Raw genomic sequence first — 20,805 nt, 5'->3', positions numbered from 1 at the left:
GCCACGTCCGTGCGGGGTGCCAGTCACAGTAGGGCGGCCCCGCAGAGTTGCGCAAGCAGCCTTCTGTCAGAAAATTGCAGGCCGTTTAGGCAACTTAACGGTAACTCAGTCGATGGTTTGCTCTATCGGGGCCCCTGCTCCCACTTCTCATACAACTTCTTTACAAACGCCTCCGGCCTGGCGTTTGTCCTCGCCCTCGCCCCCGGCACCGGCTCCGGATTGGCCTAGGCCATTGACGTGGTCATGCGCTGTGAGCAAGCCTTTGGGCCGAGAACCGGAGTGCAGAGTTCCTTGCTGGAAGGGCACGACTGATGGTGCATCACCGCTCCACGCACACCTACGTCCCTCGGACCCGGCGCGCACAGGTGCTGGTCGGAGGGACGGCCGCGGTCGCCGCCGTCCTCGGACTGGTGCTGTCCGCACCCTCGCACCAGGCCGCAGCGGCCCTCGCCCCCACCGGGCAGGTCCAGGCCGCCGTAGTGAAGGCCGCCGCCTCCGGGGCCACCCTTCCCGGCATGGTCGAGTACGAGGCCGAAGGCGCGCAGGCGAGCACCAACGGCAAGCTGATCGGCCCGGACTACAGCCAGGGCGACCTGGCCACCGAGGCGTCCGGCCGACAGGCGGTCCAACTCACCGGCCAGGGCCAGTACGTGCAGTTCACCCTGACCGCCCCGGCCAACGCACTGGACCTGCACTACGCCGTTCCGCAGGGCGCCTCGGGCAAGCTCTCGGTCTACGTCAACGGGACCAAGCTCAGCACCGAGCTGTCGCTGACCTCCGCGTACAGCTACATCAGCACCGGCAGCATCGCCGGCAGCAAGACCCACAAGCTCTACGACGACGTCCGGCTGCGGCTGCCCGCCGCGGTGGCCGCCGGATCGACGGTGAAGTTCCAGGTGGACGCCGGCGACACCGCCCTGCCCTACACCGTCGACGTCGCCGACTTCTTCAACGTCGCCGCCCCGGCCACCCAGCCGGCCGGCTCCATCTCGGTGGTCAGCGACGGCGCGGACGCCAGCGGCAGCGGCGACTCCACCAACGCCTTCCGCACCGCCATCGCCGCCGCAGCGTCGGCGGGCGTGCCGGTGTGGATACCCCAGGGCACCTTCCGGATCACCTCGGCGCTGCAGGTCAACAAGGCCACCATCGTCGGCGCCGGCAGCTGGTACTCGCAGCTGGCCACCAACGAGTTCATCAACAACAGCTCGGCGGTCTCCGGCCCGGTCAACCTCAGCGGCTTCGCGATCCTCGGCTCCACGGTCGGCCGCCACGACGACAGCACCGCCAACGCCGTCAACGGCTCGCTGGGCACCGGCTCCGACGTCGACGGACTGTGGATCCAGGACACCAACGTGGGCTTCTGGCTCCAGTACGGCAACAGCGGGATCACCGTGCAGAACAGCGTCGTGCTCTCCACCGACGCCGACGGCCTGAACTTCAACGGCAACGCCGCCAACAACACCGTCAAGAACAACTTCCTGCGCAACACCGGCGACGACGGCCTGGCCCTGTGGTCCATGCCGGCCCCCGACACCGGAAACACGCTGAGCAACAACACCATCGTCCAGCCCACACTGGCCAACGGCATCGCGGTCTACGGCGGCTCCGGCAACACCGTCAGCGGCAACACCATCGCCGACACCAACGCGCTGGGCAGCGGCATCGCCATCTCCAACCAGGCGTTCCTGTCCCCGTTCACGCCGCTGTCAGGCACCACCACGATCTCGAACAACACCCTGGTCCGCACCGGCGCGCTCAACCCCAACTGGGGCCACGCGATGGGCGCGATCCGCTTCGACTCCTACAACTCGGCCTTCACCAACGCGACCGTCAACGTCAGCGGCAACGCGATCGACTACAGCCCCTACGAGGCCTTCGAGATGGTCTCCGGCGGCGGCTCCGGCTACGCGGTGACCGGGCTGAACCTCACCGGCAACACCGTCAACTGGACCGGAACCACCGTGTTCCAGGCCGAGACCACCGGCTCCGCCCAGGTCGGCGGGCTGGCCGCGACCAACGTCAAGGTCGCCGGCACCTACGACTACGGCTACCCCAACAACACCGCGGGCACCTTCGCCTTCAACCAGGGCAGCGGGAACTCGGGTTGGAGCACCTCCCCGGTGCTGACCACGATCCCGGCGCCGACCTCGCTGCCGCCGACCGGCCCGCCCCCGGGCACCGGCACCCCGCCCACCTCGGCGCCGCCGACCACCGCGCCGCCGACCACCGCGCCGCCGACCACCGCGCCGCCGTCCGGCACCGACCTGGCCCTGCACGCGGCGGTCTCCGACACCGGCCACACCCAGAACTACACCGCAGCCAACACGGTCGACGGCGACGCCAACACCTACTGGGAGAGCACCGACAACGCCTTCCCGCAGAGCCTGACCGTGGACCTCGGCGCGACCCGCGCGGTGGGCAGGGTGGTGCTCAAGCTGCCCCCGGCCACGGCCTGGTCCACCCGCACCCAGACCCTCTCGGTACTCGGCAGCACGAACAACTCCAGCTACACCACCCTGTCCGCCTCCGCGGGCCGCACCTTCGATCCGGCCACCGGCAATGCGGTGACCATCACCCTCCCGTCCGGCACCAGCACCCGCTACCTGCGGCTGACCGTCACCGCCAACACCGGCTGGCCCGCCGGCCAGCTCTCCGAGGTGGAGGCGTACGCCCCCTGATCCGTTGTCAGGGCTTGAGGACCAGCTTGCCGGTGGTGGCCCCGCTCTCCAGCAGACGGTGCGCCTCGGCGGCCCGGGCCAGCGGGAGCGGGTGCGGGACCGGTACCCGGACCTGCCCCGAGCCGACCCACTCGATCAGCTGCTGCAGCGCCGCGACCGCGGTCGGCAGGCGCAGCTCGAACCACGGGCCGAGATTGAAGCCCACCACGGACTGGTTGGGGGCCGGGTCGTAGAGCCAGGGCAGGACGGCGCTCTCGTCCAGGCGGCCGGGTGCGCCGCTGACCGACCCGAAGACGACCAGGCTGCCGAAGGGCGCGAGCACTCCCAGGGTCTGAGCCAGCCGGTCGCCGCCGGACATCTCCAGCGCCACGTCCACCCCGGTGCCGCCGGTGAGGTCCCTGACCGTCCTGGTCCAGTCGGGGTCGTTGTAGTCGACGGCGTGGTCGGCGCCGAAGCCCAGCGCGATGTTCCGCTTGGCCTCGGTGCTCGCGCCCGCGATGACCGTGCCGGCGCCCAGGAGCTTGGCGATCTGCACGGCGTAGCCGCCCACGCCGCCGGCCGCGGCCGGGACGAACACGCTCTGGCCCTTCTCGACGGCGGCGGTCCGGGTGAGGATCAGGGTCGCGGCGAGCCCCGCCACCACGATGCCGGCCGCGGCGTCGGGATCCAGCCCCGCCGGGACAGGGATCACGTTCGCCGCGAAGGCCAGGGCGAGTTCGGCGTACCCGCCGGAGGCGTCGGCGCCGACCATCGCGAACACCGGTGTACCGACGGCGGGCCCCTCGACGCCCTCGCCCAGCGCCGCGACGGTCCCGGACACCTCCGCGCCGGGGACGAACGGCGACGGCGTGGGCACGGGGTAGTCGTCCCCGCGTCGGCGCATGACATCGGAGAAGTTCACCGACGCGGCCTGCACCCGGATCAGGATCTGCCCCGGGCCGGGCTGCGGGTCGGGCAGGTCCACCAGGCGCAGAACCTCCGGGCCGCCCTGCTCGGTCATCTGGATGGCTTTCATCATGTCCTCCGAATGGCGCGTGTTTACCTGTTCAAGACAGCTAACTGGCCCGTGTCGGCATCCATTCCCGGGCAGGGGTGCAATTTCGCGCATGCTGTCGTGGACAGCTAGCGTGGATCCCTGTCCGGCACAGCTACCATGCGGGGATGACATCGGCACGGGAGGGCACAGGGCGCGTACCGTCGCCCACCGCAGCGGCCGGCGGGCCCGTCAGCAACACCCTGATCCGCGTCACGCGGCTGCACATCATGCGGGCCCGCCAGCTGTTCCGGGAGCTGGGCCTGCACCCCGGCCATGAGCTGCTGATGATGCAGCTGTGGGACGCCGGGCCGCAGCGGCAGTCCGACCTCGCGGCGGCCTTCGACACCGACTCGGCGTCGATGACCCGGACCGTCCAGCGCCTGGAGCGCGCCGGCTTCGTCCGCCGCCGCCCCGACCCGGCCGACGGCCGGGCCACCCTCGTCGAGACCACCCCGGCCGGCCTGGGCCTGCGCCGTCAGGTCGAACAGCTCTGGTCCGAACTGGAAGCGGCGACCACCGGCGACATGACCCCGGCTGAGCGCAGCGCGCTCCTCGCCGGCCTGGAGCGGGTCGAGGCCAACCTGGCACAGGGCAGGTAGTGGCCCCACCGGTCACCTTGCGACGTAACCCCTGATCAGCGCCGTCAGAATGTCGGTGAGCTTGGGGGCGACGTCGACCAGGGCGTGGGCCAGTTCGGGGGAGTCCTGGTAGAAGCGGCGTAGTTCGGTTCCCGGGGCGGCCATCTGCCACAGTGCGCCGGCCATGGAGACGGCGGTGGAGACGACGTTGCCGCCCTGTTCCTCCGTCAGGTCCAGGATGCGGCGCAGGGCTGTGCCGACCTCCCCGACCGCGGCGATGGCGATCAGCTTGAAGGATCGGACGGCGGCGAAGGACACGCCGCGCTCCAGGTTCAGCGGCGTGTGGGCGAGCAGGTCGCAGAAGAGCGGTCGCGCGACGAGTGAGTCGGCGAGGATGCCCGCTACGGCCATCGGCGTCCCGGGATCGGCCGGGTTTCCGCCTTCCAGTGCGCCCAGCCGGTTGCGCACGTCCTGCGACCACTGGACCCACTCGCTTGCCGCCAGTCGCAGGAAGATCTCCTCCCTGGTCTCGAAGTAGCGCAGCATCGCCGACTTGTGCATACCCACGGCCGCGGCGATGTCCGTGAGGGTCACCGTGCGGACGCCGTGCTCGCCGGCGAGGCGTGCGGCGGCCTCCAGGATCGACGTCTCGCGGGCCTGCTTGGCCTCGGCGCTCCGGGCGCGTGCGAACTGCGGTGTAGTCACCCGCACAGGCTACCGCAACCAAGTTGCAGTATTAGCGCAACGGTGTTGTACTAAATCCATGACTACGCGACCCAGCACCTGGTTCATCACCGGCTCCTCCCGCGGCTTTGGCCGTTCCCTGGCCGCCGCCGCCCTCGAAGCCGGCGACAACGTGGTGGCGACCGCCCGCAGGCCGGAACAGCTCGCCGATCTGGCCGACAAGTACGGCGACCGGGTGCTCCCGGTGGCCCTGGACGTCACCGACGCCGCGGCGGCCGAGGCGGCGCTCACCGCCGGAGTGGAGAAGTACGGGCGGATCGACGTGGTGGTCAACAACGCCGGCTACGCCAACCTCTCTGCCGTGGAGACCACCGACGAGGCCGACTTCCGCCGGCAGTTCGACACCAACTTCTGGGGTGTCTACAACGTCTCTCGGGCCGCGCTGCCGCTGCTGAAGAAGCAGGGCGCGGGCATCGTGATCCAGTTCTCCTCGGTGGGCGGACGCGTCGGCCACACCCCCGGGCTCGGCTCCTACCAGGCGGCCAAGTTCGCCGTCGACGGGTTCACCCGCGTCCTGGCCGCCGAGACCGCGCCGTTCGGCATCCGCTACCTCGTGGTCGAGCCGGGCGGATTCGCCACCGACTGGGCCGGCGCCTCCATGCAGATCGACGACGTGCCCCAGGAGTACCGCCAGACCGTCGGCGCCCTGAGCGAACGGCTGCGCGGCGGCGGCACCGCGCCGGGCGACCCGGACCGGGCCGCGGAGATCCTGGTGCGGATCGTGCACGCCGACAAGCTGCCCAGCCATCTGCTGCTGGGCGCCGGTGCGGTGGGCATGGCGCTGGACTACTCCCGCAGCCAGCTCGCCGAAGCCACGGCCTGGCAGGCCGTCTCCGCCTCCGCCGACACCGGCGCCGACTACCCGGTCGACCTGCCCGCCTGAGTCACCGGGCCAGCGGCGGGACGCCGACCAGTTTCACCAGGAAGCGGTCCATCTGCTCCTCCAGCGGGGGCCAGGGCAGTTCGGGCTGGTTGAGGCGCAGGGAGACGGCGCCGTGGACGGCGGTGCGCAGGTCGAGGGCGACGGTCTCGGGGTCGCCGGGGGCTGCCAGGCCGGCGTCCATGCAGCGGCGGATCGCCGCGGCCATGCGCTGGCCCATCTCGTCCCGGAAGGACATGTCCCGGCGCCGGATGAGGGTGCTCTCGTGCAGCACCTTGTACAGGCCGGGGTGCTCGCGGGACCACGCGCCCAGCAGCGTCGTCCGGGCCCGCAGCGCGGCCACCGGGTCGGTGGTGGCCGACTCCGCGTCGTCCACCGCGCGCAGCAGGTCGCTGTAGCAGCGCTCCAGCGCGGCCAGCACCAGCGCGTCGCGGTCGGCGAAGTGGATGTAGACGGAGGTGGCGGCGATGCCCACCTCGCGGGCGACCGCCCGCAGCGACAGGGCCTGGTCGTCGGCGAGTTCGTCCAGCATCCGCAGCGCGGCGTCGATGATCTCGGTGCGCAGCCGTTCGCCCTGGCCGCGCGGGTTGCGGCCGCGTGGCGCGGTGCCGGTGCCCGGCCGGGCCGGAGTGGTCGCATCCATGGAAACCCATTGTAGGGGTGCGGCTGTAGGGCTACAGTCGTAGCCCTACAGCTGTTAACTCAAGGGGAGTCACCATGTCGCTGCCGACCCGAACCACGCTCAAGGAGCTCGACCCGGTGTTCGCGGAGATGGCCGCCGCGAGCTTCGACCTCACCGCGACGGCACCGCAGTTGACGCCGCGTGAGCTCAGCCTGATCGCCCTGGTCGCCGACGTCTGCGGGCAGGTCTTCGGGGTGCCGTTCGAACTGCACGTCCGGGCCGCCCTGGCGAACGGCCTGGACGCCGACGACCTGCGCGAGCTGCTCCGTTTCATCTCCTACGACAGCGGCTACCCGGCCGCGCTGGCCGCCCTGGAACGGCTGACCGAGGTCGAGCAGCGGCACGGCCTGCCCGGGCCGACCGGCCAGGGCCACCAGCTGGACCTGGAGGGCACCGGCAGCCCCATGCCCGCGGCGATGCGAGCCGAGGTGCGGGCGCTGGACCCGGACTTCGCCGTCTACATGGACCTGCAGTCGCGGATGCGCGCCGACATGTCCCGGATCAGCGTCCGCGAGCGGGCGTTCGCCACCATGACCGTCGACGTCCTCTACCAGACCCTCCAGGAGAGCTTCCGCGCCCACGTCGGCCGCGCGCTGGGCGCCGGAGCGACCCCCGACGAGGCCCGCGCCGCCGTCCGCGCCACCGCCCCCTTCGGCATGACCCGGACCTGGCGCGCCCTGCACGTCCTGGAAACCCTGCTGGCCGACCGGGAGGAACCGAAGGAGGAACCGCCGAAAACGCGGCCGACCCGGGACGTCTGAACGTCTGTCACCTGCACCCCGCCTCGGCGTCAGGGCGCTGACGGAGGTTGGGCGCATGGCGACGTGGCGGGGAGGCGGCCCGCGCGGAAGGCGGCCGGCGGCACTCCCATAAGCCTGTGGAAGTCGGCCGTCATGTGGGACTGGTCGTAGTAGCCGGCTTCTGAGGCGACTTCCGCCCAATGTGCGGAGTCCGCCCCGGCCAGCACGGCGCGAACACGCTGGATGCGGGCGAAGTGCTTGGGCGGTAGGCCGACCCGGTCGGTGAACACGTCCCGCAGGTGGCGTTCGCTGACCGACAGCCGCGAGGCGAGCGTGGCGACTCGTTCGCTGGTGGTGGAGAGCGACTCGACGGCTTGGCGGAGCAGCAGGTCGTGTGAGTCCGCTCCGGCGTGCAGGCTTTCGAGCAGCGCGTCCTCGATGCCGTGCAGGATCCGGTCAGGTCCGGTCAGCTCGTTGAGCTGGTGTTCGAGACGGGTGGCGCGATCCCCCCACAGGTCGGTGAGTGGCGCAGCTCGGTCTCGCAGCTCGCTGACCGGGATCCCGAACACCGGCCTGGCCGCACCGGGACGCAGCCGGACCCTGATGCACATCGGCAGTTCCTTGCCGGGATAGTAAGAGGCGCGGCTACGCGGGCCGACCACACGCAGGTCGCCGTTGTGCGCGCCGGTCCTGCGATAGACCAGTGCGGTGGCGGCGTCGGGCAGGTGCACCAGTGGCAGAGCGCTGTCGGGCCGCATCAGCGTCACATTCGCGACCCAGGGCCGGAGAGCGCGCCTCAATGTCATCGAGTCCACGCCGCCACTTTACGAGCCTGCCGGTTTTTCCTATATCCACAGGGCAGTTGGGCAGCAGAGTGCTCGACATGATCCTTGTTACGGGTGCGACGGGCACCATCGGCACTGAAGTGGTCCGACTCCTGGCTGAGCGCGGCGAGCGGGTCAGGGCGATGACGCGGAACCCGCAGGGCGCGAGTCTTCCTGCGGAAGTCGTACGGGGGGACTTCGACGACCGTGACTCCCTCGACAGCGCGGTGACAGGGGTCGACGCCGTCTTCATGCTGGATGCGCCGGGCCCCTGGATCGAGCGGCACGACCTGGCGATGCTCGACGCCGTGCAGTCCCATGGCGTCGCAAGGGCGGTGAAGTTGTCAGCCATCGGCACCGGGGAGGACACCGGGCTGAGGGCCGGTGGATGGCACCTCCCTGGTGAGCGGGCGCTGCGCGCGGGCGATGCGGCCTGGACGATCCTGCGGCCCAGCAGTTTTGCCACCAACACCCTGCACTGGGCCTCCATGATCCAGGCGGGGCAGCCGGTCCCCAACCTGACAGGGAAGGGCGCCCAGGGCGTGATCGATCCACGCGACATCGCCGAGGTCGCAGTCGTAGCGCTGACCACGCCGGATCACGCGGGCAGGACCTACACGCTGACAGGTCCCGAGCTGCTGAGCACACCCGATCAGGTGGAGATCCTGCGGAGGGTACTTGGCCGGTCCATCAAGATCGTCGACGTCCCATTGGGGGTGGCGAGGGCACAGATGATCGCAGCCGGCCGGGATCCGGACTTCGCCGACGGAGCGATGCGCGGCCAGCGGTTCATCGCCGAAGGGGGAAACGCCCGGCTGACCGGTGACGTGGCAAGCGCGCTCGGCCGTACCGCGCGCACCTACGCGACCTGGGCCGACGACCACCGGGCCGCATTCGGGCAACCGAATGCGTAAGTCCTCGGACGGGGCGGGGCACCGGGTCAAGATTTGGTAATGATTTTCATCTCTACTCTATTGGAGCTGGTGGTGAAAATCGTTTCCATCTAGCCTGGTGCCTGTCCCGCTGATCTGTTCTGCCCAAGGAGTTGCGCGCCATGAAGGCCATACCGTCCCGCACCGTCAGCCGCCGAGCCCTGCGGCTCGTGCTCGGTGCCGCAGGCGTCGTGGCGCTCGCGGCCACCAGCGCGTGTTCCACCAGCTCGCCGGTGGCGTCCACGGCTCCCGCCTCCAGCGGCAACAGCGCGGCCGGCGGCGAGGTGATCAAGGTGGTCGCGGCGGAGAACTTCTGGGGCAGCATCGCGGCCCAGCTCGGCGGCAGTCACGTCCAGGTGGACAGCATCATCACCAACCCGGACACCGACCCGCACTCCTACGAGCCCACCGCCGCCGACGCCCGCACCGTGACCACCGCGCAGTTCAGCATCGTCAACGGCATCGGCTACGACGCCTGGGCCGACAAGCTGCTGGCCACCAATCCCGGCAGCGGCCGCACCGAGCTGAAGGTCGGGGACCTGGTCGGGATCAAGCCCGGCGGCAACCCGCACCGCTGGTACTCGCCGGACAACGTGCACCAGGTCATCGAGGCGATCACCGCCGACTACAAGAAGATCGACCCGGCCAACGCCGACTACTTCGACCAGCGGAAGACCGCCTTCGAGACCCAGACCCTGGCCCCGTACAACAAGCTGATCAGCGACATCAAGGCCAAGTACGCCGGCACCCCGATCGGTGCCTCCGAGTCGATCGTCACCCCTCTCGCCGAGGGGCTGGGACTGAAGATGCTCACCCCGGAGAGCTTCCTGGACGCCATGAGCGAGGGCACCGACCCGACCGCCGCCGACAAGGCCACCATCGACCAGCAGATCAGGACCAAGCAGATCAAGGTCTACGTCTACAACAGCCAGAACTCCACCCCGGACGTGGTCGCCCAGGTGAAGCTGGCCAAGTCCGAGGGCATCCCGGTGGCCACCGTCACCGAGACCCTCGCCCCGGCCGGCGACACCTTCCAGCAGTGGCAGGTCACCGAGCTGCAGGGCATCGAAGCCGCCCTCGCCGAAGCCGCCGGGAAGTAGGGAACCATGAACCCGATCACAGGTACCCCCGCCGGGGTCACAGCCACCCGGCCAGAATCGGCACGGCCCGAATCGGCACGCCCCGAGCCGGCCCGCGCTGCGACGACAGCGCAGCCGGTGCTGGAGCTGCGCGGCGCCGCGGCGCGCGTCGGCGGGCGGACCCTGTGGTCGGGGGTCGACCTCACGGTCCGTGCCGGGGAGTTCGTCGCCGTCCTGGGCCCCAACGGGGTCGGCAAGTCCACCATGGTCAAGGTGCTGCTCGGCGTCCTGCCCGCGGCGGCGGGCGAGGTCCGGGTGCTGGGTGGGCAGCCGGGCCAGAGCGCCGGGGCCCGGATCGGCTACCTGCCCCAGCGGCGCAGCTTCGACCCCAGCCTGCGCATCCGCGGCCTGGACGTGGTCCGGCTCGGCCTGGACGGCGACCGCTGGGGCGTGCCGCTGCCGTTCGGCGCCGCCCGCCAGCGCGACCGCGAACGCGTCGCCGAGGCCGTCGACCTGGTCGGCGCCGGCGCCTACGCGCACCGGCCGATCGGCCAGTGCTCGGGCGGGGAGCAGCAGCGGCTGCTGATCGCCCAGGCGCTGGTCCGCCGACCCGAAGTGCTGCTGCTGGACGAGCCGTTGGACAGCCTGGACCTGCCCAACCAGAGCGCCGTGGCGGCGCTCATCGGGCGGATCTGCCACCAGCAGGGGGTGGCCGTGGTGATGGTCGCCCACGATGTCAACCCGATCCTGCACCACCTGGACCGGGTGGTGTACCTGGCCGAGGGCGGCGCCGTGGCCGGCACCCCGGCCGAGGTGATCACCTCGGAGACGCTCACCCGGCTCTACCGCACCCCGGTCGAGGTGCTGCGCACCGCGGACGGGCGGCTGGTCGTGGTCGGCCAGCCCGAGGCCCCCTCCACCCACGGAGGCCACCATGCCGCAGTCTGACGGCCCGACCGCGTTCTCCTGGAACCTGCTGGCGGACTTCCAGCAGATGTGGTCCTACCCCTTCATGGTCAACGCCTTCCGGGCCGGCGCCGTGGTGGCCGTGGTCGCCGGGGCGGTGGGCTGGTTCATGGTGCTGCGCCGGCAGACCTTCGCCGGACACACCCTGTCCATGGTCGCCTTCCCCGGCGCGGCCTTCGCCACCCTGGTCGGGATGAGCCTGAGCCTGGGCTACTTCGGGTTCTGCGTGGCCGCCGCGCTGGCCATCGCCGGGCTGCGGCGCGACGGACAGCCCGGGGGCGCGGGGGAGTCCGCGGCCACCGGCGTGGTCCAGGCGTTCCTGCTGGCCTGCGGCTACCTGTTCATGGCGCTCTACAAAGGGCTGCTGGAGGGCCCGCAGGCGCTGCTGTTCGGCAGCTTCCTCGGGATCACCGGCGACCAGGTGCTGATCCTCGCCGCGGTGGCCGTGGCGGTCCTCGCGGTGCTGGCGGTGATCGGGCGTCAACTGCTGTTTGCTTCGGTGGACCCGCAGGTGGCCACCGGACGCGGGGTCCGGGTGCGGCTGCTGTCCACCCTGTTCCTGGTGCTGCTCGGCGCGGCCACCGCCGAGGCAGCGCAGATCACCGGCGCGCTGCTGGTGTTCGCCCTGATGGTGCTGCCCGCCGCCACCGCCCAGCAGCTCACCGCCCGCCCCGGCCGCAGCCTGCTGCTGAGCGTCGCCATCGGGCTGGCGGTGACCTGGCTGGGTCTGCTGGCCGCCTTCTACTGGCCCTACCCGCTGGGATTCTTCGTCAGCACCTTCGCCTTCGCCGCCTTCCTGGCCGCCCACGCCGCCCGCGCCCTGGCCGGTGTGCGCGCCCGCCAGGGGCGCCCGGCGCTGGTGGGAGGTGCGGCATGACCCAACTCGCCGTCTCGGCCTGGGGCCAGCCCTTCTTCCACAACGCCGTGCTCGCCGGGACGTTCATCGCCCTGGCGGCCGGTCTGGTCGGCTACTTCCTGGTGCTGCGCGCCCAGGTCTTCACCGGTGACGCCCTCAGCCACGTCGCCTTCACCGGCGCCATGGCGGCCCTGGCCGGCGGGTACGACCTGCGCCTGGGCCTGTTCGTCGGCTGCGTCGCCGCCGGGCTGCTGCTGGCCGGCATCGGCCGGTCCGGGCGCGCCGACGACGTGGTCATCGGCAGCGCCTTCGCCTGGATCCTCGGGCTGGGCTCCTTCTTCCTCACCCTCTACACCACCTCCCGCAGCGGCGCGATGGGCGGCGCGGGGACCACCGTCCTGTTCGGCTCGATCTTCGGGCTGAGCACCGGCCAGACCCTGGTCGCGGTGCTGGTCGCGGTCGCGATCAGCGCGGTGGTGCTGCTGATCGCCCGCCCGCTGCTGTTCGCCACGGTGGACGAGTCCGTCGCCGCGGCGCGGGGCGTCCCGGTCCGCGTGCTGGGTTTCGGCTTCCTGGCGCTGGTCGGCGCCTGTGCCGGGGAGGCGACCCAGGCGGTCGGCTCGCTGCTGCTGCTCGGCCTGCTGGCCGCCCCCGCCGGAGCGGCAATCCGGCTGACGGACCGTCCGTTCCGTGCGCTGGCCCTGTCCGGCGGACTGGCCGTCGCCGAGCTGTGGGCGGGCCTGGCCGCGAGCGCGCTGGTCCCCAGCCTCCCGCCGAGCTTCGCCATCATGGCCGCCGCAACGGCCGTCTACGGCGCCACCTTCCTGATCCGCCCGCAGCGAGCGCCCCTGGGGACGGCGAGTCCGGCAGCGGGGTGAGCGGGCTCAGTGGCCGGCGCTCTGGCCGCCGTCCACGTGCAGGATCTCGCCGGTGACGAAGGACGCCTGCTCGAGGTAGGTGATGGCCTGGACGACGTCGTCGACCTCCGCCATCCGCCCCAGCGGATGGCGGGCCTTGAGCTCGGGTGTCGCCTCCGGGTTCATCGGCGTCCGGACGACGCCGAGCGAGACGGTGTTCACGCGGATGCCGTGCCCCGCGAGCTCGATCGCCAACTCCCTGGTGACCGCGTTCAAGCCGCCCTTGGTCAGCGACGCCAGCGCGCACGGGACCTGCGCATCCGGCTGGTCGACCAGGGAGGTGGAGATGTTCACCAGGTGGCCGCCGCCTTCGCCGCGGGCGACCATCGCCCCGACAGCGCTGCGCGAGACGGTGAAGAATCCACGCAGGTTCACGCCGACGATCCGGTCGAAGTCCTCGTCCGTGTAGTCGGTGAACGGCTTGCCGATGTAGACGCCGGCGCAGTTGACCAGGGTGTCGATCCGACCGAACCGGTCCATCGCCGCCGCAACGATCCGTTCGCCCGCACCGGCCTCGGCCAGATCGGCGCTGAGGGCGAGCAGTTGGGGATCCGCGGATCGCGGCACGGCACGACTGGTGGCCACGACGGCGTAGCCGAGGCCGAGATAGGCGGTGACGAGGGCCGAGCCGATGCCTCCGCCGGCACCGGTGATGATCGCGACCTTCCGGACGGTGTCTGAACCCGCCGTCGTCACCTGAGGATCTCCAGCATCCGGTCGCCCAAGACCGCAGCCGAGGCCGGGTTCTGACCGGTGACCAGGTTGCGGTCCTCGACCATGTACGGCTTCCAGACGGGGCCGCGGCTGAAGTTGACCCCGACCTTCTCCTTCAGATCGGTCTCCAGCAGCCAGGGCGCCCTGGAGGCCAGCCCGACGCCTTCCTCCTCCTCGTCGGTGAAGCAGGTGACGTTGAAGCCCTTGAACGGGGACTCGCCGTGGATCCGGGTGGCCAGCATCGAGGCGGGTGCGTGGCAGACGATGAACAGCGGGTTGCCCGAGGCCAGTTGCTGGGTCAGCAGCCGTCCGGCATCGGCGTCCCAGGCCAGGTCGGACATCGGACCGTGACCGCCCGGCAGGTACACCGCGTCGTAGTCCTCGAGGCGGACGTCCGAGAGCTGCAGCGGTCGGCGCATCACCTCAGCGGAGCGGATGACGGCCTCCAACTCCAGGGCGCTGTCGTTTCCGCCGACCATCTCGGGGCGCAGGCTCATCATGTCGACGTTCGGGGTCACGCCGTTCGGCGTCGCGACGACGATCTCATGGCCGGCGTCCGTCAAGATCTTGTAGGGGTTGGCGAACTCCTCGGCCCAGTACCCGGTCGCGTACCTTGTTCCGTCCTTCAACACCCAGTAGGTGGCTCCGCTCACGATGAAAAGCACTTTGGCCATCGGAAGGATCTCCTTCGGGACGTGCGTCAGGTTCGGCGGGATGACCCATGAACCGACACGCCGCCGCGAATATCCCCCTTCGCCCACTCTATGCACCTATGTGACCAGGCGCACCTGGCGCAGGTGTTCGATGCGCGCCGGCTCCCGGATCCGGCTGATCCCGGTCCTCGTCGGGGGTGCGGATGACCACGTGACCGCTGTCCAGGTCGATCGGCCCGCGGTGCGGGGTGCCGTCGCCCTCCTCGTCGCGGGTCCATTCGAGCCTGTTCTTCTCCTCCTCGACGTGCCGTCGACCGGGGGCGAACAGGACTTCGAAGATGCTCATACCGTTCCAACGGGGGAGCGGCGTGGGGCGTTCCGTCCGGCCCCGGGGCGGCTTCCTTAAGGGAGCCTCAGGGCCGCCGCAAGTCCGGTTAGGGCTGCGGTGGGCGGATTGACGGGATCGGTTCAACCCGGCAGGATCGCCGACAAGCCAGTTAGGCAACCTTCCTAACTCGGTTGCGCCGTCCCGATGCTGACATCCCCTCATCGGGCCGCCGACCCGGCAGGTCGTACCCCCGCACGGCCCGCCGGGTCCCCGCGCCATCGCCGTGCCCCGCACCCTCGCTCCAGGAGAACGACCATGACGCAGTCCAACCACCGGCGCTCCGCGCGCCTGGGCCGACGCACCCTGCTCGCCGCCACCGCCCTGACCGCCGCCGGCGCGCTCAGCTTCGCCGGTGTCCAGGCGATGGCCTCGACCACGCCGAAGGCCACGGCTGCGAGCGGGGTGAACCTCACCGACGCGCACAAGAAGGAGATAGCGATGGAGCTCGTCTCCAGCGCCGAGAACTCCTCGCTCGACTGGAAGGCCCAGTACAAGTACATCGAGGACATCGGCGACGGCCGCGGCTACACCGCCGGCATCATCGGGTTCTGCTCGGGCACCGGGGACATGCTCGAACTCGTCCAGGCCTACACCGCCGCCGAGCCGGGCAACCCGCTCGCCAAGTACCTGCCCGCGCTGAAGAAGGTCAACGGCACCGACTCGCACGCCGGTCTGGGCACCGCCTTCGTCAACGCCTGGAAGACCGCCGCCAAGGACACCGTCTTCCAGACCGCCCAGGACAACGAGCGCGACCGGGTCTACTTCAACCCCGCCGTCCAGCAGGCCGAGGCGGACGGGCTGCACGCGCTGGGCCAGTTCATCTACTACGACGCCATCGTCATGCACGGCCCCGGGGACGACCCCACCAGCTTCGGCGGGATCCGCAAGGCCGCCATGAAGAATGCCAAGACCCCCGCCCAGGGCGGCAACGAGACCACCTACCTCAACGCCTTCCTGGACGCCCGCAAGGCCGCCATGCTCACCGAGGCCGCCCATGACGACACCAGTCGGGTCGACACCGAGCAGCGGGTCTTCCTCAAGGCCGGCAACCTGGACCTCAACCCGCCGCTGACCTGGAAGACCTACGGCGACAGTTACACCATCAAGAACTGACCGGGCCGCCCGCTGGTTGCTGTTCCGGCCGGGGCCAGACCCTTCCGCCGAGCCGCTCGATGCCGGCGTTGAAGCGACGCAGCTGGGCGGCGAAGGCGGCGATCTCGGCGTCGGTCCAGTCGGCCATGACCGCGTCCAGGGAGCGGATGTTCTGGACGCGGTCCCGCTCCAGCATCTCCTCCCCGAGCGGGGTGGTGCGGAACTTGCGGGCCATGCCGCCGGCCGGGTCGGCGATGCGTTCCACCAGGCCGGCGCGCATCGCCGCGCCGGTCTGCCGGTTGAGGGTGGAGGCGTCCAGGTCGAAGGCCTCGCTCAACTCGCCGATCGACATCGGCCCCTGCAGCCGGATCCGGCTCAGCAGGATATACGCGCTCTTGTCCAGGACCCGGCCGGCGAACCGCGCGCCGGGGGACTGAAGGCCGTGCCGGCTGAGCAGCATCTGCTCGAACTCGACCTCGTCGGTGGGTGTGGCCATGGCCTTGCCTCTCCGTGCCGGTGTGCCGCCTCGTCCCAGGCGTTCCGACACTGCCCGATCAGTGTGTGCCATGCATGAGGGATGGCTCATGCACTACATATGTATGATACATATTGAGCCAGCACAAGGTCGGCACTGTCGAGGAGTCCTCCCCCATGAGCGCATCACCATCGGCCCGCTCGGGTCCCATCGTCGCGACGCTCGCGTTCGCGGGCACCGTGGCGGCCATCATGCAGACACTGGTGACTCCGCTGATCGCGGACCTGCCGAGCATGCTGCACACCTCCACCGCCAACGCCACCTGGGTGATCACGGCGACCCTGCTGGCGTCGGCGGTCTGCACGCCGATCTCGGGCCGGCTCGGCGACATGTTCGGCAAGCAGCGGATGCTGCTGATCTGCCTGGTCCCGCTGTTCGTCGGCTCGGTGGTCTGCGCGCTGTCCTCCTCGGTGCTGCCGATGATCATCGGTCGCTGCCTCCAGGGCATGGGCATGGGCATGGTGCCGCTGGGCGTGGCGCTGCTGCGCGACGTCGTCCCGGCGGAGAAGCTCTCCTCCTCGATCGCGCTGGTCAGCGCCTCCATGGGCATCGGCGGCGGCCTGGGGCTGCCGATCGCCGCGGCCGTGGCGCAGTACGCCAACTGGCGGGTCCTGTTCTGGGGCTCGGCCGTGCTCGCGCTGGCCATCGGCGCCCTGGTCTGGTCGCTGATCCCGCACACCCCCGGCGGCGGCAAGCAGCAGCGCTTCGACCTGCTGGGCGGCCTGGGCCTCGGCGCGGGTCTGGTCTGCCTGCTGCTCCCGGTCTCCAAGGGCGCCGACTGGGGCTGGACCTCGGCCACCACCATCGGACTGTTCGCCGCAGCGGTGGTGCTGTTCCTCGCCTGGGGCGTCTGGGAACTGCGCAACACCGCGCCGCTGGTGGACCTGCGCACCACCGCCCGCCCCCGGGTCCTGGTCACCAACGCGGCGTCGATGTTCGTCGGCGTCGGCATGTACGCCAGCATGCTGATCATGCCTCAGCTGCTGCAGTTCCCGAAGGCCACCGGCTACGGCCTGGGGCAGTCGATGCTGGACGCCGGCCTGTGGATGGCCCCGGGCGGCATCATGATGATGATCGTCTCCCCGCTCGGCGGGAAGCTCACCAATGCCCGCGGCGCCAAGTTCACCCTGATCAGCGGCGTGCTGGTGATGGCGGCCGGCTACGGTCTGGCCCAGGCGCTGATGAGCCACGCCTGGGGGATCATGCTCGTCGCCATGGTCATCAACAGCGGGGTCGGCCTGGCCTACGGTGCGATGCCGGCACTGATCATGAGCTCGGTCCCGCTCTCCGAGACCGCGGCCGCCAACGCCTTCAACACCCTGATGCGCGCCCTGGGCACCTCGATCGGCGCCGCGGTCGTCGGCGTGGTGCTGGCGCAGATGACGACGACCGTCTCCGGCTACACCTTCACCTCGCAGGACGGCTTCCGGTCCGGCCTGCTGCTCGGCTGCGGCGTCGCCCTGGTGGGCGCCCTGATCGCGGCCTGCATCCCGGCGCTCAAGCGCGTCGGCGGCGACGACGAGCTGACCGTGGACGAGGACAACGCCAACTCCCCGGCCCCGGCCCAGGCCTGACCCGCACCTACGCCGCCGCGGTCCGCCCCTGCCCGGGGGTGGGCCGCGGCGCTGTCGTTTCCGAGGTGCGCGGCACATGGCAAAGGCAAGGAGAAGTCTCTCCTTGCCACTCTCAACTTATAGCGCACCGGGGGGCTTGCGGCAAGGCCCGGGTCCTGCCGCAGAATCGTGGCTCAAGGCCATAACCTGCAGAAACGAGGGCAGAACGTGCGGGTGTCGTTCGGAGGAAGCGCGATGACCGATCAGTACGTGCGGGATCTCCACGAGGTCGACGGGACGCAGCTCGCGATCGTCGGCGGCAAGGGCGCGAACCTGGGCGCGCTGTCGCGGATCGAGGGCATCCGGGTGCCGGCCGGCTTCTGCGTGACGACGGACGCCTTCCGGCGGGTGATGGCCGAGCTGCCGGCCGTCGACGCTCTGCTCGATCGGCTGTCGCGGGTCGACCCGGACGACCGGGAGGCGGTCCGCGCGCTCAGCGCGGAGATCCGCCGGAGCATCGAGGAGGCCGCGCTGCCGGAGGGTCTGGCGGCCGCGGTCACCGACGCGCTGGCCCGGCACGGCGCGCAGGCCGCCTACGCCGTCCGGTCCAGCGCGACCGCGGAGGACCTGCCGACCGCCTCCTTCGCCGGCCAGCAGGACACCTACCTGAACGTCACCGGGTCGGCCGCGGTCCTGCGGTACATCAGCGGGTGCTGGGCCTCGCTGTTCACCGACCGGGCGGTGACCTACCGCCGGCGCAACGGCATCGACCACCGCACGGTGCGGATGGCCGTGGTCGTGCAGCGGATGGTCCTCCCGGACGCGGCCGGCATCCTGTTCACGGCCGACCCGGTCAGCGGCAACCGGAGGACCGCCACCGTGGACGCCGGCTTCGGCCTCGGCGAGGCCCTGGTCTCCGGCCTGGTGAACCCGGACGTCTTCACGGTGCGCGACGGCGAGGTCGTCGCCAGGACGGTCGCCGTCAAGCAGCGTGCCCTGCGGGCGGTGCCGACCGGCGGTACCGAGGAGGTGCGGGTCGACCCGCAGCAGCAGCGGCAACCGGCGCTGACGGATGAGCAGGTGGTGCGCCTGGTGCGGCTCGGCCGGCGGATCGAGGCGCACTTCGGCAGCCCGCAGGACATCGAGTGGTGCCTGGTCGACGACGACTTCCGGATCGTCCAGAGCCGGCCGATCACCACCCTGTTCCCGGTCCCCGGGACCGCGAGCGGCGACGGGGGGAACCATGTCTACCTCTCGGTCGGCCACCAGCAGATGATGACCGACGCCATGAAGCCGCTGGGCCTGTCCATGTGGCAGCTGACTGCGATGGCGCCGATGCTGGAGGCGGGCGGACGGCTGTTCGTCGACGCCACCCGGAACCTGGCCTCGCCCGCGAGCCGCGCCGGCTTCCTGGAGATGGTGGGCAGGTCCGATCCGCTGACCAGGGACGCGCTGGAGACCCTGCTCGACCGCGGCGACTTCGTCCTGCCACTGCCGGAGGGGAGCCCCGGCGGGCGGCCGGCCCGCGGGGCTTCGGCCCGAGATGCGTCGGCGGTCCCGGCCGAGGCCGATCCGGCCATCGTCACCGAACTGGTCGAGCGCAGCGAGGCGTCGCTCGCCGCACTGCGGCGCGACATCCGGTCCAGGACCGGGCCGGCGCTGTTCGACTTCCTGCTGGAGGCCTTCGTCGAGCACAAGCGGGTCCTCGCCGATCCGCCGAACATGCAGGCGATCATGGCGGTGATGGAGGCCACCTGGTGGCTCAACGACCAGCTGCTGGAGTGGCTGGGCGAGAAGAACGCGGCCGACACGCTGACGCTGTCCGCCCCCGGCAACATCACCTCCGAGATGGGGCTGGCGCTGCTCGACGTCGCGGATGTGATCCGTCCGCATCCGGAGGTGGTGGCCTTCCTGCAGGGCGTCCAGGCCCAGGGCGTTCAGGACGGCGGTTTCCTGGACGAGCTGCCGAAGCTCCCAGGCGGTGCCGAAGCCCGGGACGCCATTGAGGCCTATCTGGACCGGTACGGCATGCGCTGCGCCGGCGAGATCGACATCACCAGGCCGCGCTGGAGCGAGCGGCCCGGCACGCTGGTGCCCGCGATCCTGGACAATGTCAGGAACTTCGAGCCGGGCGCCGCCGCGCGGCGCTTCCAGCACGGGCTGCTGGAGGCGCGGCGGAAGCAGGATGACGTGCTGTCACGCCTGCGCGCCCTGCCGGACGGGGAACAGAAGGCCGAGGACACCAGGCGCATGATCGACCAGGTGCGGGCCTTCGCCGGCTACCGGGAGTACCCGAAGTACAACATCGTCAGCCGCTACTTCGTCTACAAGCAGGCGCTGCTGGAGGAGGCCGGGCGGATGGTGCGGGGCGGCCTGCTGGGCGAGGAGGAGGACGTCTTCCACCTCACCTTCCAGGAGCTGCACGACCTGGCGCGCACCGGCCGGGTGGAGCGCGGGCTGGTCCAGCGGCGCAAGGAGGCGTTCCGGGTGAACCAGGCGCTCACGCCGCCGCGGGTGATCACCTCGGACGGGGAGGTGCTCTCCGGGGCCTACCGGCGCGACGACGTGCCGGCCGGCGCCCTGGTCGGGCTGCCGGTCTCGGCCGGGATCGTGGAGGGCAGGGCCCGGGTGGTGCTGGACATGGCGCAGGCGGATCTCGACGCGGGCGACATCCTGGTCACCACCTACACCGACCCCAGCTGGTCGCCGGTGTTCGTGGCGGTCGCGGGGCTGGTGACGGAGGTGGGCGGCCTGATGACCCATGGCGCGGTGATCGCCCGGGAGTACGGGCTGCCGGCGGTGGTGGGCGTGGAGCAGGCCACCCGGCTGATCCGGGACGGGCAGCGGATCCGGGTGCACGGAGCCGGCGGCTACGTCGAGATCCTGTCCTGACCGGTGCCCGGATCAGGAACGGCGGTGTGCGGGCCGGGCGTTGGGCCCGGCCCGCACACCGGAGCG

At 71.0% G+C, this 20,805-nt stretch carries 20 protein-coding genes; 12 read left to right on the top strand and 8 right to left on the bottom strand.

Annotation, left to right across the window (positions count from 1 at the left end; genetic code table 11):
- Positions 1–311 precede the first annotated feature (311 nt).
- A complete protein-coding gene (locus ABUW04_RS04330) occupies positions 312–2,678 on the top strand; it encodes a discoidin domain-containing protein (RefSeq protein WP_380562845.1) in 2,367 nt (788 codons plus the stop codon).
- 7 nt (positions 2,679–2,685) lie between these two features.
- On the opposite strand, the gene ABUW04_RS04325 is transcribed toward ABUW04_RS04330, so the two are convergent.
- The gene (locus tag ABUW04_RS04325; RefSeq protein ID WP_380562843.1) at positions 2,686–3,696 is read right to left on the bottom strand and encodes a quinone oxidoreductase family protein; all 1,011 of its coding nucleotides are present in this window, start codon (positions 3,694–3,696) and stop codon (positions 2,686–2,688) included.
- Positions 3,697–3,839: 143 nt separating this feature from the next.
- Here ABUW04_RS04325 and ABUW04_RS04320 point away from each other — a divergent pair, with 143 nt between their 5' ends.
- Entirely contained in the window at positions 3,840–4,313 is a 474-nt protein-coding gene (locus ABUW04_RS04320; protein ID WP_380562840.1) for a MarR family winged helix-turn-helix transcriptional regulator, read from the top strand.
- 12 nt (positions 4,314–4,325) lie between these two features.
- On the opposite strand, the gene ABUW04_RS04315 is transcribed toward ABUW04_RS04320, so the two are convergent.
- Positions 4,326–4,997, bottom strand: coding sequence for a TetR/AcrR family transcriptional regulator (locus tag ABUW04_RS04315; RefSeq protein ID WP_030264636.1), 672 nt, complete (start codon positions 4,995–4,997; stop codon positions 4,326–4,328).
- Positions 4,998–5,055: 58 nt separating this feature from the next.
- On the opposite strand from ABUW04_RS04315, the gene ABUW04_RS04310 reads away from it, so the two are divergent.
- Positions 5,056–5,919 carry an SDR family NAD(P)-dependent oxidoreductase gene (locus ABUW04_RS04310; RefSeq protein ID WP_030264634.1) on the top strand — a complete coding sequence of 288 codons (864 nt, stop codon included), beginning with the start codon at positions 5,056–5,058 and terminating at the stop codon, positions 5,917–5,919.
- Position 5,920: 1 nt separating this feature from the next.
- Here ABUW04_RS04310 and ABUW04_RS04305 read toward each other — a convergent pair whose 3' ends face one another.
- Positions 5,921–6,559, bottom strand: coding sequence for a TetR/AcrR family transcriptional regulator (locus ABUW04_RS04305; RefSeq protein WP_030264632.1), 639 nt, complete (start codon positions 6,557–6,559; stop codon positions 5,921–5,923).
- A 74-nt stretch (positions 6,560–6,633) separates the two neighbouring features.
- On the opposite strand from ABUW04_RS04305, the gene ABUW04_RS04300 reads away from it, so the two are divergent.
- Complete coding sequence (locus tag ABUW04_RS04300) at positions 6,634–7,359, top strand: carboxymuconolactone decarboxylase family protein (protein ID WP_380562838.1); 726 nt, start codon at positions 6,634–6,636, stop codon at positions 7,357–7,359.
- Between the two features lie 29 nt (positions 7,360–7,388).
- Here ABUW04_RS04300 and ABUW04_RS04295 read toward each other — a convergent pair whose 3' ends face one another.
- Positions 7,389–8,144, bottom strand: coding sequence for a helix-turn-helix domain-containing protein (locus ABUW04_RS04295; protein WP_380563447.1), 756 nt, complete (start codon positions 8,142–8,144; stop codon positions 7,389–7,391).
- A gap of 77 nt (positions 8,145–8,221) precedes the next feature.
- Here ABUW04_RS04295 and ABUW04_RS04290 point away from each other — a divergent pair, with 77 nt between their 5' ends.
- The 5 genes from ABUW04_RS04290 (at position 8,222) to ABUW04_RS04270 (ending at position 12,873) form a co-directional block, all read left to right on the top strand.
- Positions 8,222–9,076, top strand: a complete 855-nt coding sequence (locus tag ABUW04_RS04290; RefSeq protein ID WP_380562836.1) for an NAD(P)H-binding protein — start codon at positions 8,222–8,224, stop codon at positions 9,074–9,076.
- 140 nt (positions 9,077–9,216) lie between these two features.
- A complete protein-coding gene (locus tag ABUW04_RS04285) occupies positions 9,217–10,194 on the top strand; it encodes a metal ABC transporter solute-binding protein, Zn/Mn family (RefSeq protein WP_030264622.1) in 978 nt (325 codons plus the stop codon).
- Positions 10,195–10,200: 6 nt separating this feature from the next.
- On the top strand, positions 10,201–11,121 hold the full coding sequence (locus tag ABUW04_RS04280) for a metal ABC transporter ATP-binding protein (protein WP_380562834.1): 921 nt from the start codon (positions 10,201–10,203) through the stop codon (positions 11,119–11,121).
- A complete protein-coding gene (locus ABUW04_RS04275) occupies positions 11,108–12,016 on the top strand; it encodes a metal ABC transporter permease (RefSeq protein ID WP_380562832.1) in 909 nt (302 codons plus the stop codon). The genes ABUW04_RS04280 and ABUW04_RS04275 overlap by 14 nt, the downstream gene beginning before the upstream one ends.
- Entirely contained in the window at positions 12,013–12,873 is an 861-nt protein-coding gene (locus tag ABUW04_RS04270) for a metal ABC transporter permease (RefSeq protein WP_380562829.1), read from the top strand. Before ABUW04_RS04275 ends, ABUW04_RS04270 begins: the two co-directional genes overlap by 4 nt.
- A 6-nt stretch (positions 12,874–12,879) precedes the next feature.
- On the opposite strand, the gene ABUW04_RS04265 is transcribed toward ABUW04_RS04270, so the two are convergent.
- The 3 genes from ABUW04_RS04265 to ABUW04_RS04255 all read right to left on the bottom strand — a co-directional run bounded on the left by ABUW04_RS04265 (position 12,880) and on the right by ABUW04_RS04255 (position 14,625).
- The gene (locus ABUW04_RS04265; protein ID WP_030264609.1) at positions 12,880–13,608 is read right to left on the bottom strand and encodes an SDR family NAD(P)-dependent oxidoreductase; all 729 of its coding nucleotides are present in this window, start codon (positions 13,606–13,608) and stop codon (positions 12,880–12,882) included.
- Complete coding sequence (locus ABUW04_RS04260; protein WP_380562827.1) at positions 13,605–14,300, bottom strand: type 1 glutamine amidotransferase domain-containing protein; 696 nt, start codon at positions 14,298–14,300, stop codon at positions 13,605–13,607. Before ABUW04_RS04260 ends, ABUW04_RS04265 begins: the two co-directional genes overlap by 4 nt.
- An 88-nt stretch (positions 14,301–14,388) precedes the next feature.
- Positions 14,389–14,625, bottom strand: coding sequence for a DUF6191 domain-containing protein (locus tag ABUW04_RS04255; RefSeq protein WP_084715424.1), 237 nt, complete (start codon positions 14,623–14,625; stop codon positions 14,389–14,391).
- 297 nt (positions 14,626–14,922) lie between these two features.
- Between ABUW04_RS04255 and ABUW04_RS04250 the strand changes: the two genes are divergently transcribed.
- Positions 14,923–15,780 carry a chitosanase gene (locus ABUW04_RS04250; RefSeq protein WP_380562825.1) on the top strand — a complete coding sequence of 286 codons (858 nt, stop codon included), beginning with the start codon at positions 14,923–14,925 and terminating at the stop codon, positions 15,778–15,780.
- Here ABUW04_RS04250 and ABUW04_RS04245 read toward each other — a convergent pair.
- Positions 15,770–16,255 (bottom strand): MarR family winged helix-turn-helix transcriptional regulator, encoded by a 486-nt coding sequence (locus tag ABUW04_RS04245; protein WP_380562823.1) that lies wholly within the window; start codon positions 16,253–16,255, stop codon positions 15,770–15,772. The two genes, ABUW04_RS04250 and ABUW04_RS04245, sit on opposite strands and share 11 nt — an antisense overlap.
- Positions 16,256–16,410: 155 nt before the next feature.
- Between ABUW04_RS04245 and ABUW04_RS04240 the strand changes: the two genes are divergently transcribed.
- Positions 16,411–17,868: an MFS transporter gene (locus tag ABUW04_RS04240; protein ID WP_380562821.1), complete on the top strand. Its 1,458-nt coding sequence runs from the start codon at positions 16,411–16,413 to the stop codon at positions 17,866–17,868.
- A gap of 234 nt (positions 17,869–18,102) precedes the next feature.
- On the top strand, positions 18,103–20,739 hold the full coding sequence (gene rph / locus ABUW04_RS04235) for a rifamycin-inactivating phosphotransferase (protein ID WP_380562819.1): 2,637 nt from the start codon (positions 18,103–18,105) through the stop codon (positions 20,737–20,739).
- Positions 20,740–20,805: the final 66 nt, after the last annotated feature.

Origin of the sequence: Streptacidiphilus jeojiensis, assembly GCF_042510965.1 — a bacterium.
GTDB classification, from domain to species: domain Bacteria; phylum Actinomycetota; class Actinomycetes; order Streptomycetales; family Streptomycetaceae; genus Streptacidiphilus; species Streptacidiphilus jeojiensis.
The sequence above is the reverse complement of the archived record's forward strand: the minus strand, read 5'-3'. Positions and strand labels throughout refer to the sequence as shown.

Coding starts and splice junctions, on each gene's coding strand:
- ABUW04_RS04275 (WP_380562832.1), top strand. CDS start 11,108: ATGCCGCAGTCTGACGGCCCGACCGCGTTCTCCTGGAACCTGCTGGCG.
- ABUW04_RS04320 (WP_380562840.1), top strand. CDS start 3,840: ATGACATCGGCACGGGAGGGCACAGGGCGCGTACCGTCGCCCACCGCA.
- ABUW04_RS04310 (WP_030264634.1), top strand. CDS start 5,056: ATGACTACGCGACCCAGCACCTGGTTCATCACCGGCTCCTCCCGCGGC.
- ABUW04_RS04285 (WP_030264622.1), top strand. CDS start 9,217: ATGAAGGCCATACCGTCCCGCACCGTCAGCCGCCGAGCCCTGCGGCTC.
- ABUW04_RS04250 (WP_380562825.1), top strand. CDS start 14,923: ATGACGCAGTCCAACCACCGGCGCTCCGCGCGCCTGGGCCGACGCACC.
- ABUW04_RS04240 (WP_380562821.1), top strand. CDS start 16,411: ATGAGCGCATCACCATCGGCCCGCTCGGGTCCCATCGTCGCGACGCTC.
- ABUW04_RS04295 (WP_380563447.1), bottom strand. CDS start 8,144: ATGACATTGAGGCGCGCTCTCCGGCCCTGGGTCGCGAATGTGACGCTG.
- ABUW04_RS04245 (WP_380562823.1), bottom strand. CDS start 16,255: ATGGCCACACCCACCGACGAGGTCGAGTTCGAGCAGATGCTGCTCAGC.
- ABUW04_RS04255 (WP_084715424.1), bottom strand. CDS start 14,625: ATGAGCATCTTCGAAGTCCTGTTCGCCCCCGGTCGACGGCACGTCGAG.
- ABUW04_RS04305 (WP_030264632.1), bottom strand. CDS start 6,559: ATGGATGCGACCACTCCGGCCCGGCCGGGCACCGGCACCGCGCCACGC.
- ABUW04_RS04290 (WP_380562836.1), top strand. CDS start 8,222: ATGATCCTTGTTACGGGTGCGACGGGCACCATCGGCACTGAAGTGGTC.
- ABUW04_RS04280 (WP_380562834.1), top strand. CDS start 10,201: ATGAACCCGATCACAGGTACCCCCGCCGGGGTCACAGCCACCCGGCCA.
- ABUW04_RS04330 (WP_380562845.1), top strand. CDS start 312: ATGGTGCATCACCGCTCCACGCACACCTACGTCCCTCGGACCCGGCGC.
- ABUW04_RS04325 (WP_380562843.1), bottom strand. CDS start 3,696: ATGATGAAAGCCATCCAGATGACCGAGCAGGGCGGCCCGGAGGTTCTG.
- ABUW04_RS04270 (WP_380562829.1), top strand. CDS start 12,013: ATGACCCAACTCGCCGTCTCGGCCTGGGGCCAGCCCTTCTTCCACAAC.
- ABUW04_RS04300 (WP_380562838.1), top strand. CDS start 6,634: ATGTCGCTGCCGACCCGAACCACGCTCAAGGAGCTCGACCCGGTGTTC.
- rph (WP_380562819.1), top strand. CDS start 18,103: ATGACCGATCAGTACGTGCGGGATCTCCACGAGGTCGACGGGACGCAG.
- ABUW04_RS04260 (WP_380562827.1), bottom strand. CDS start 14,300: ATGGCCAAAGTGCTTTTCATCGTGAGCGGAGCCACCTACTGGGTGTTG.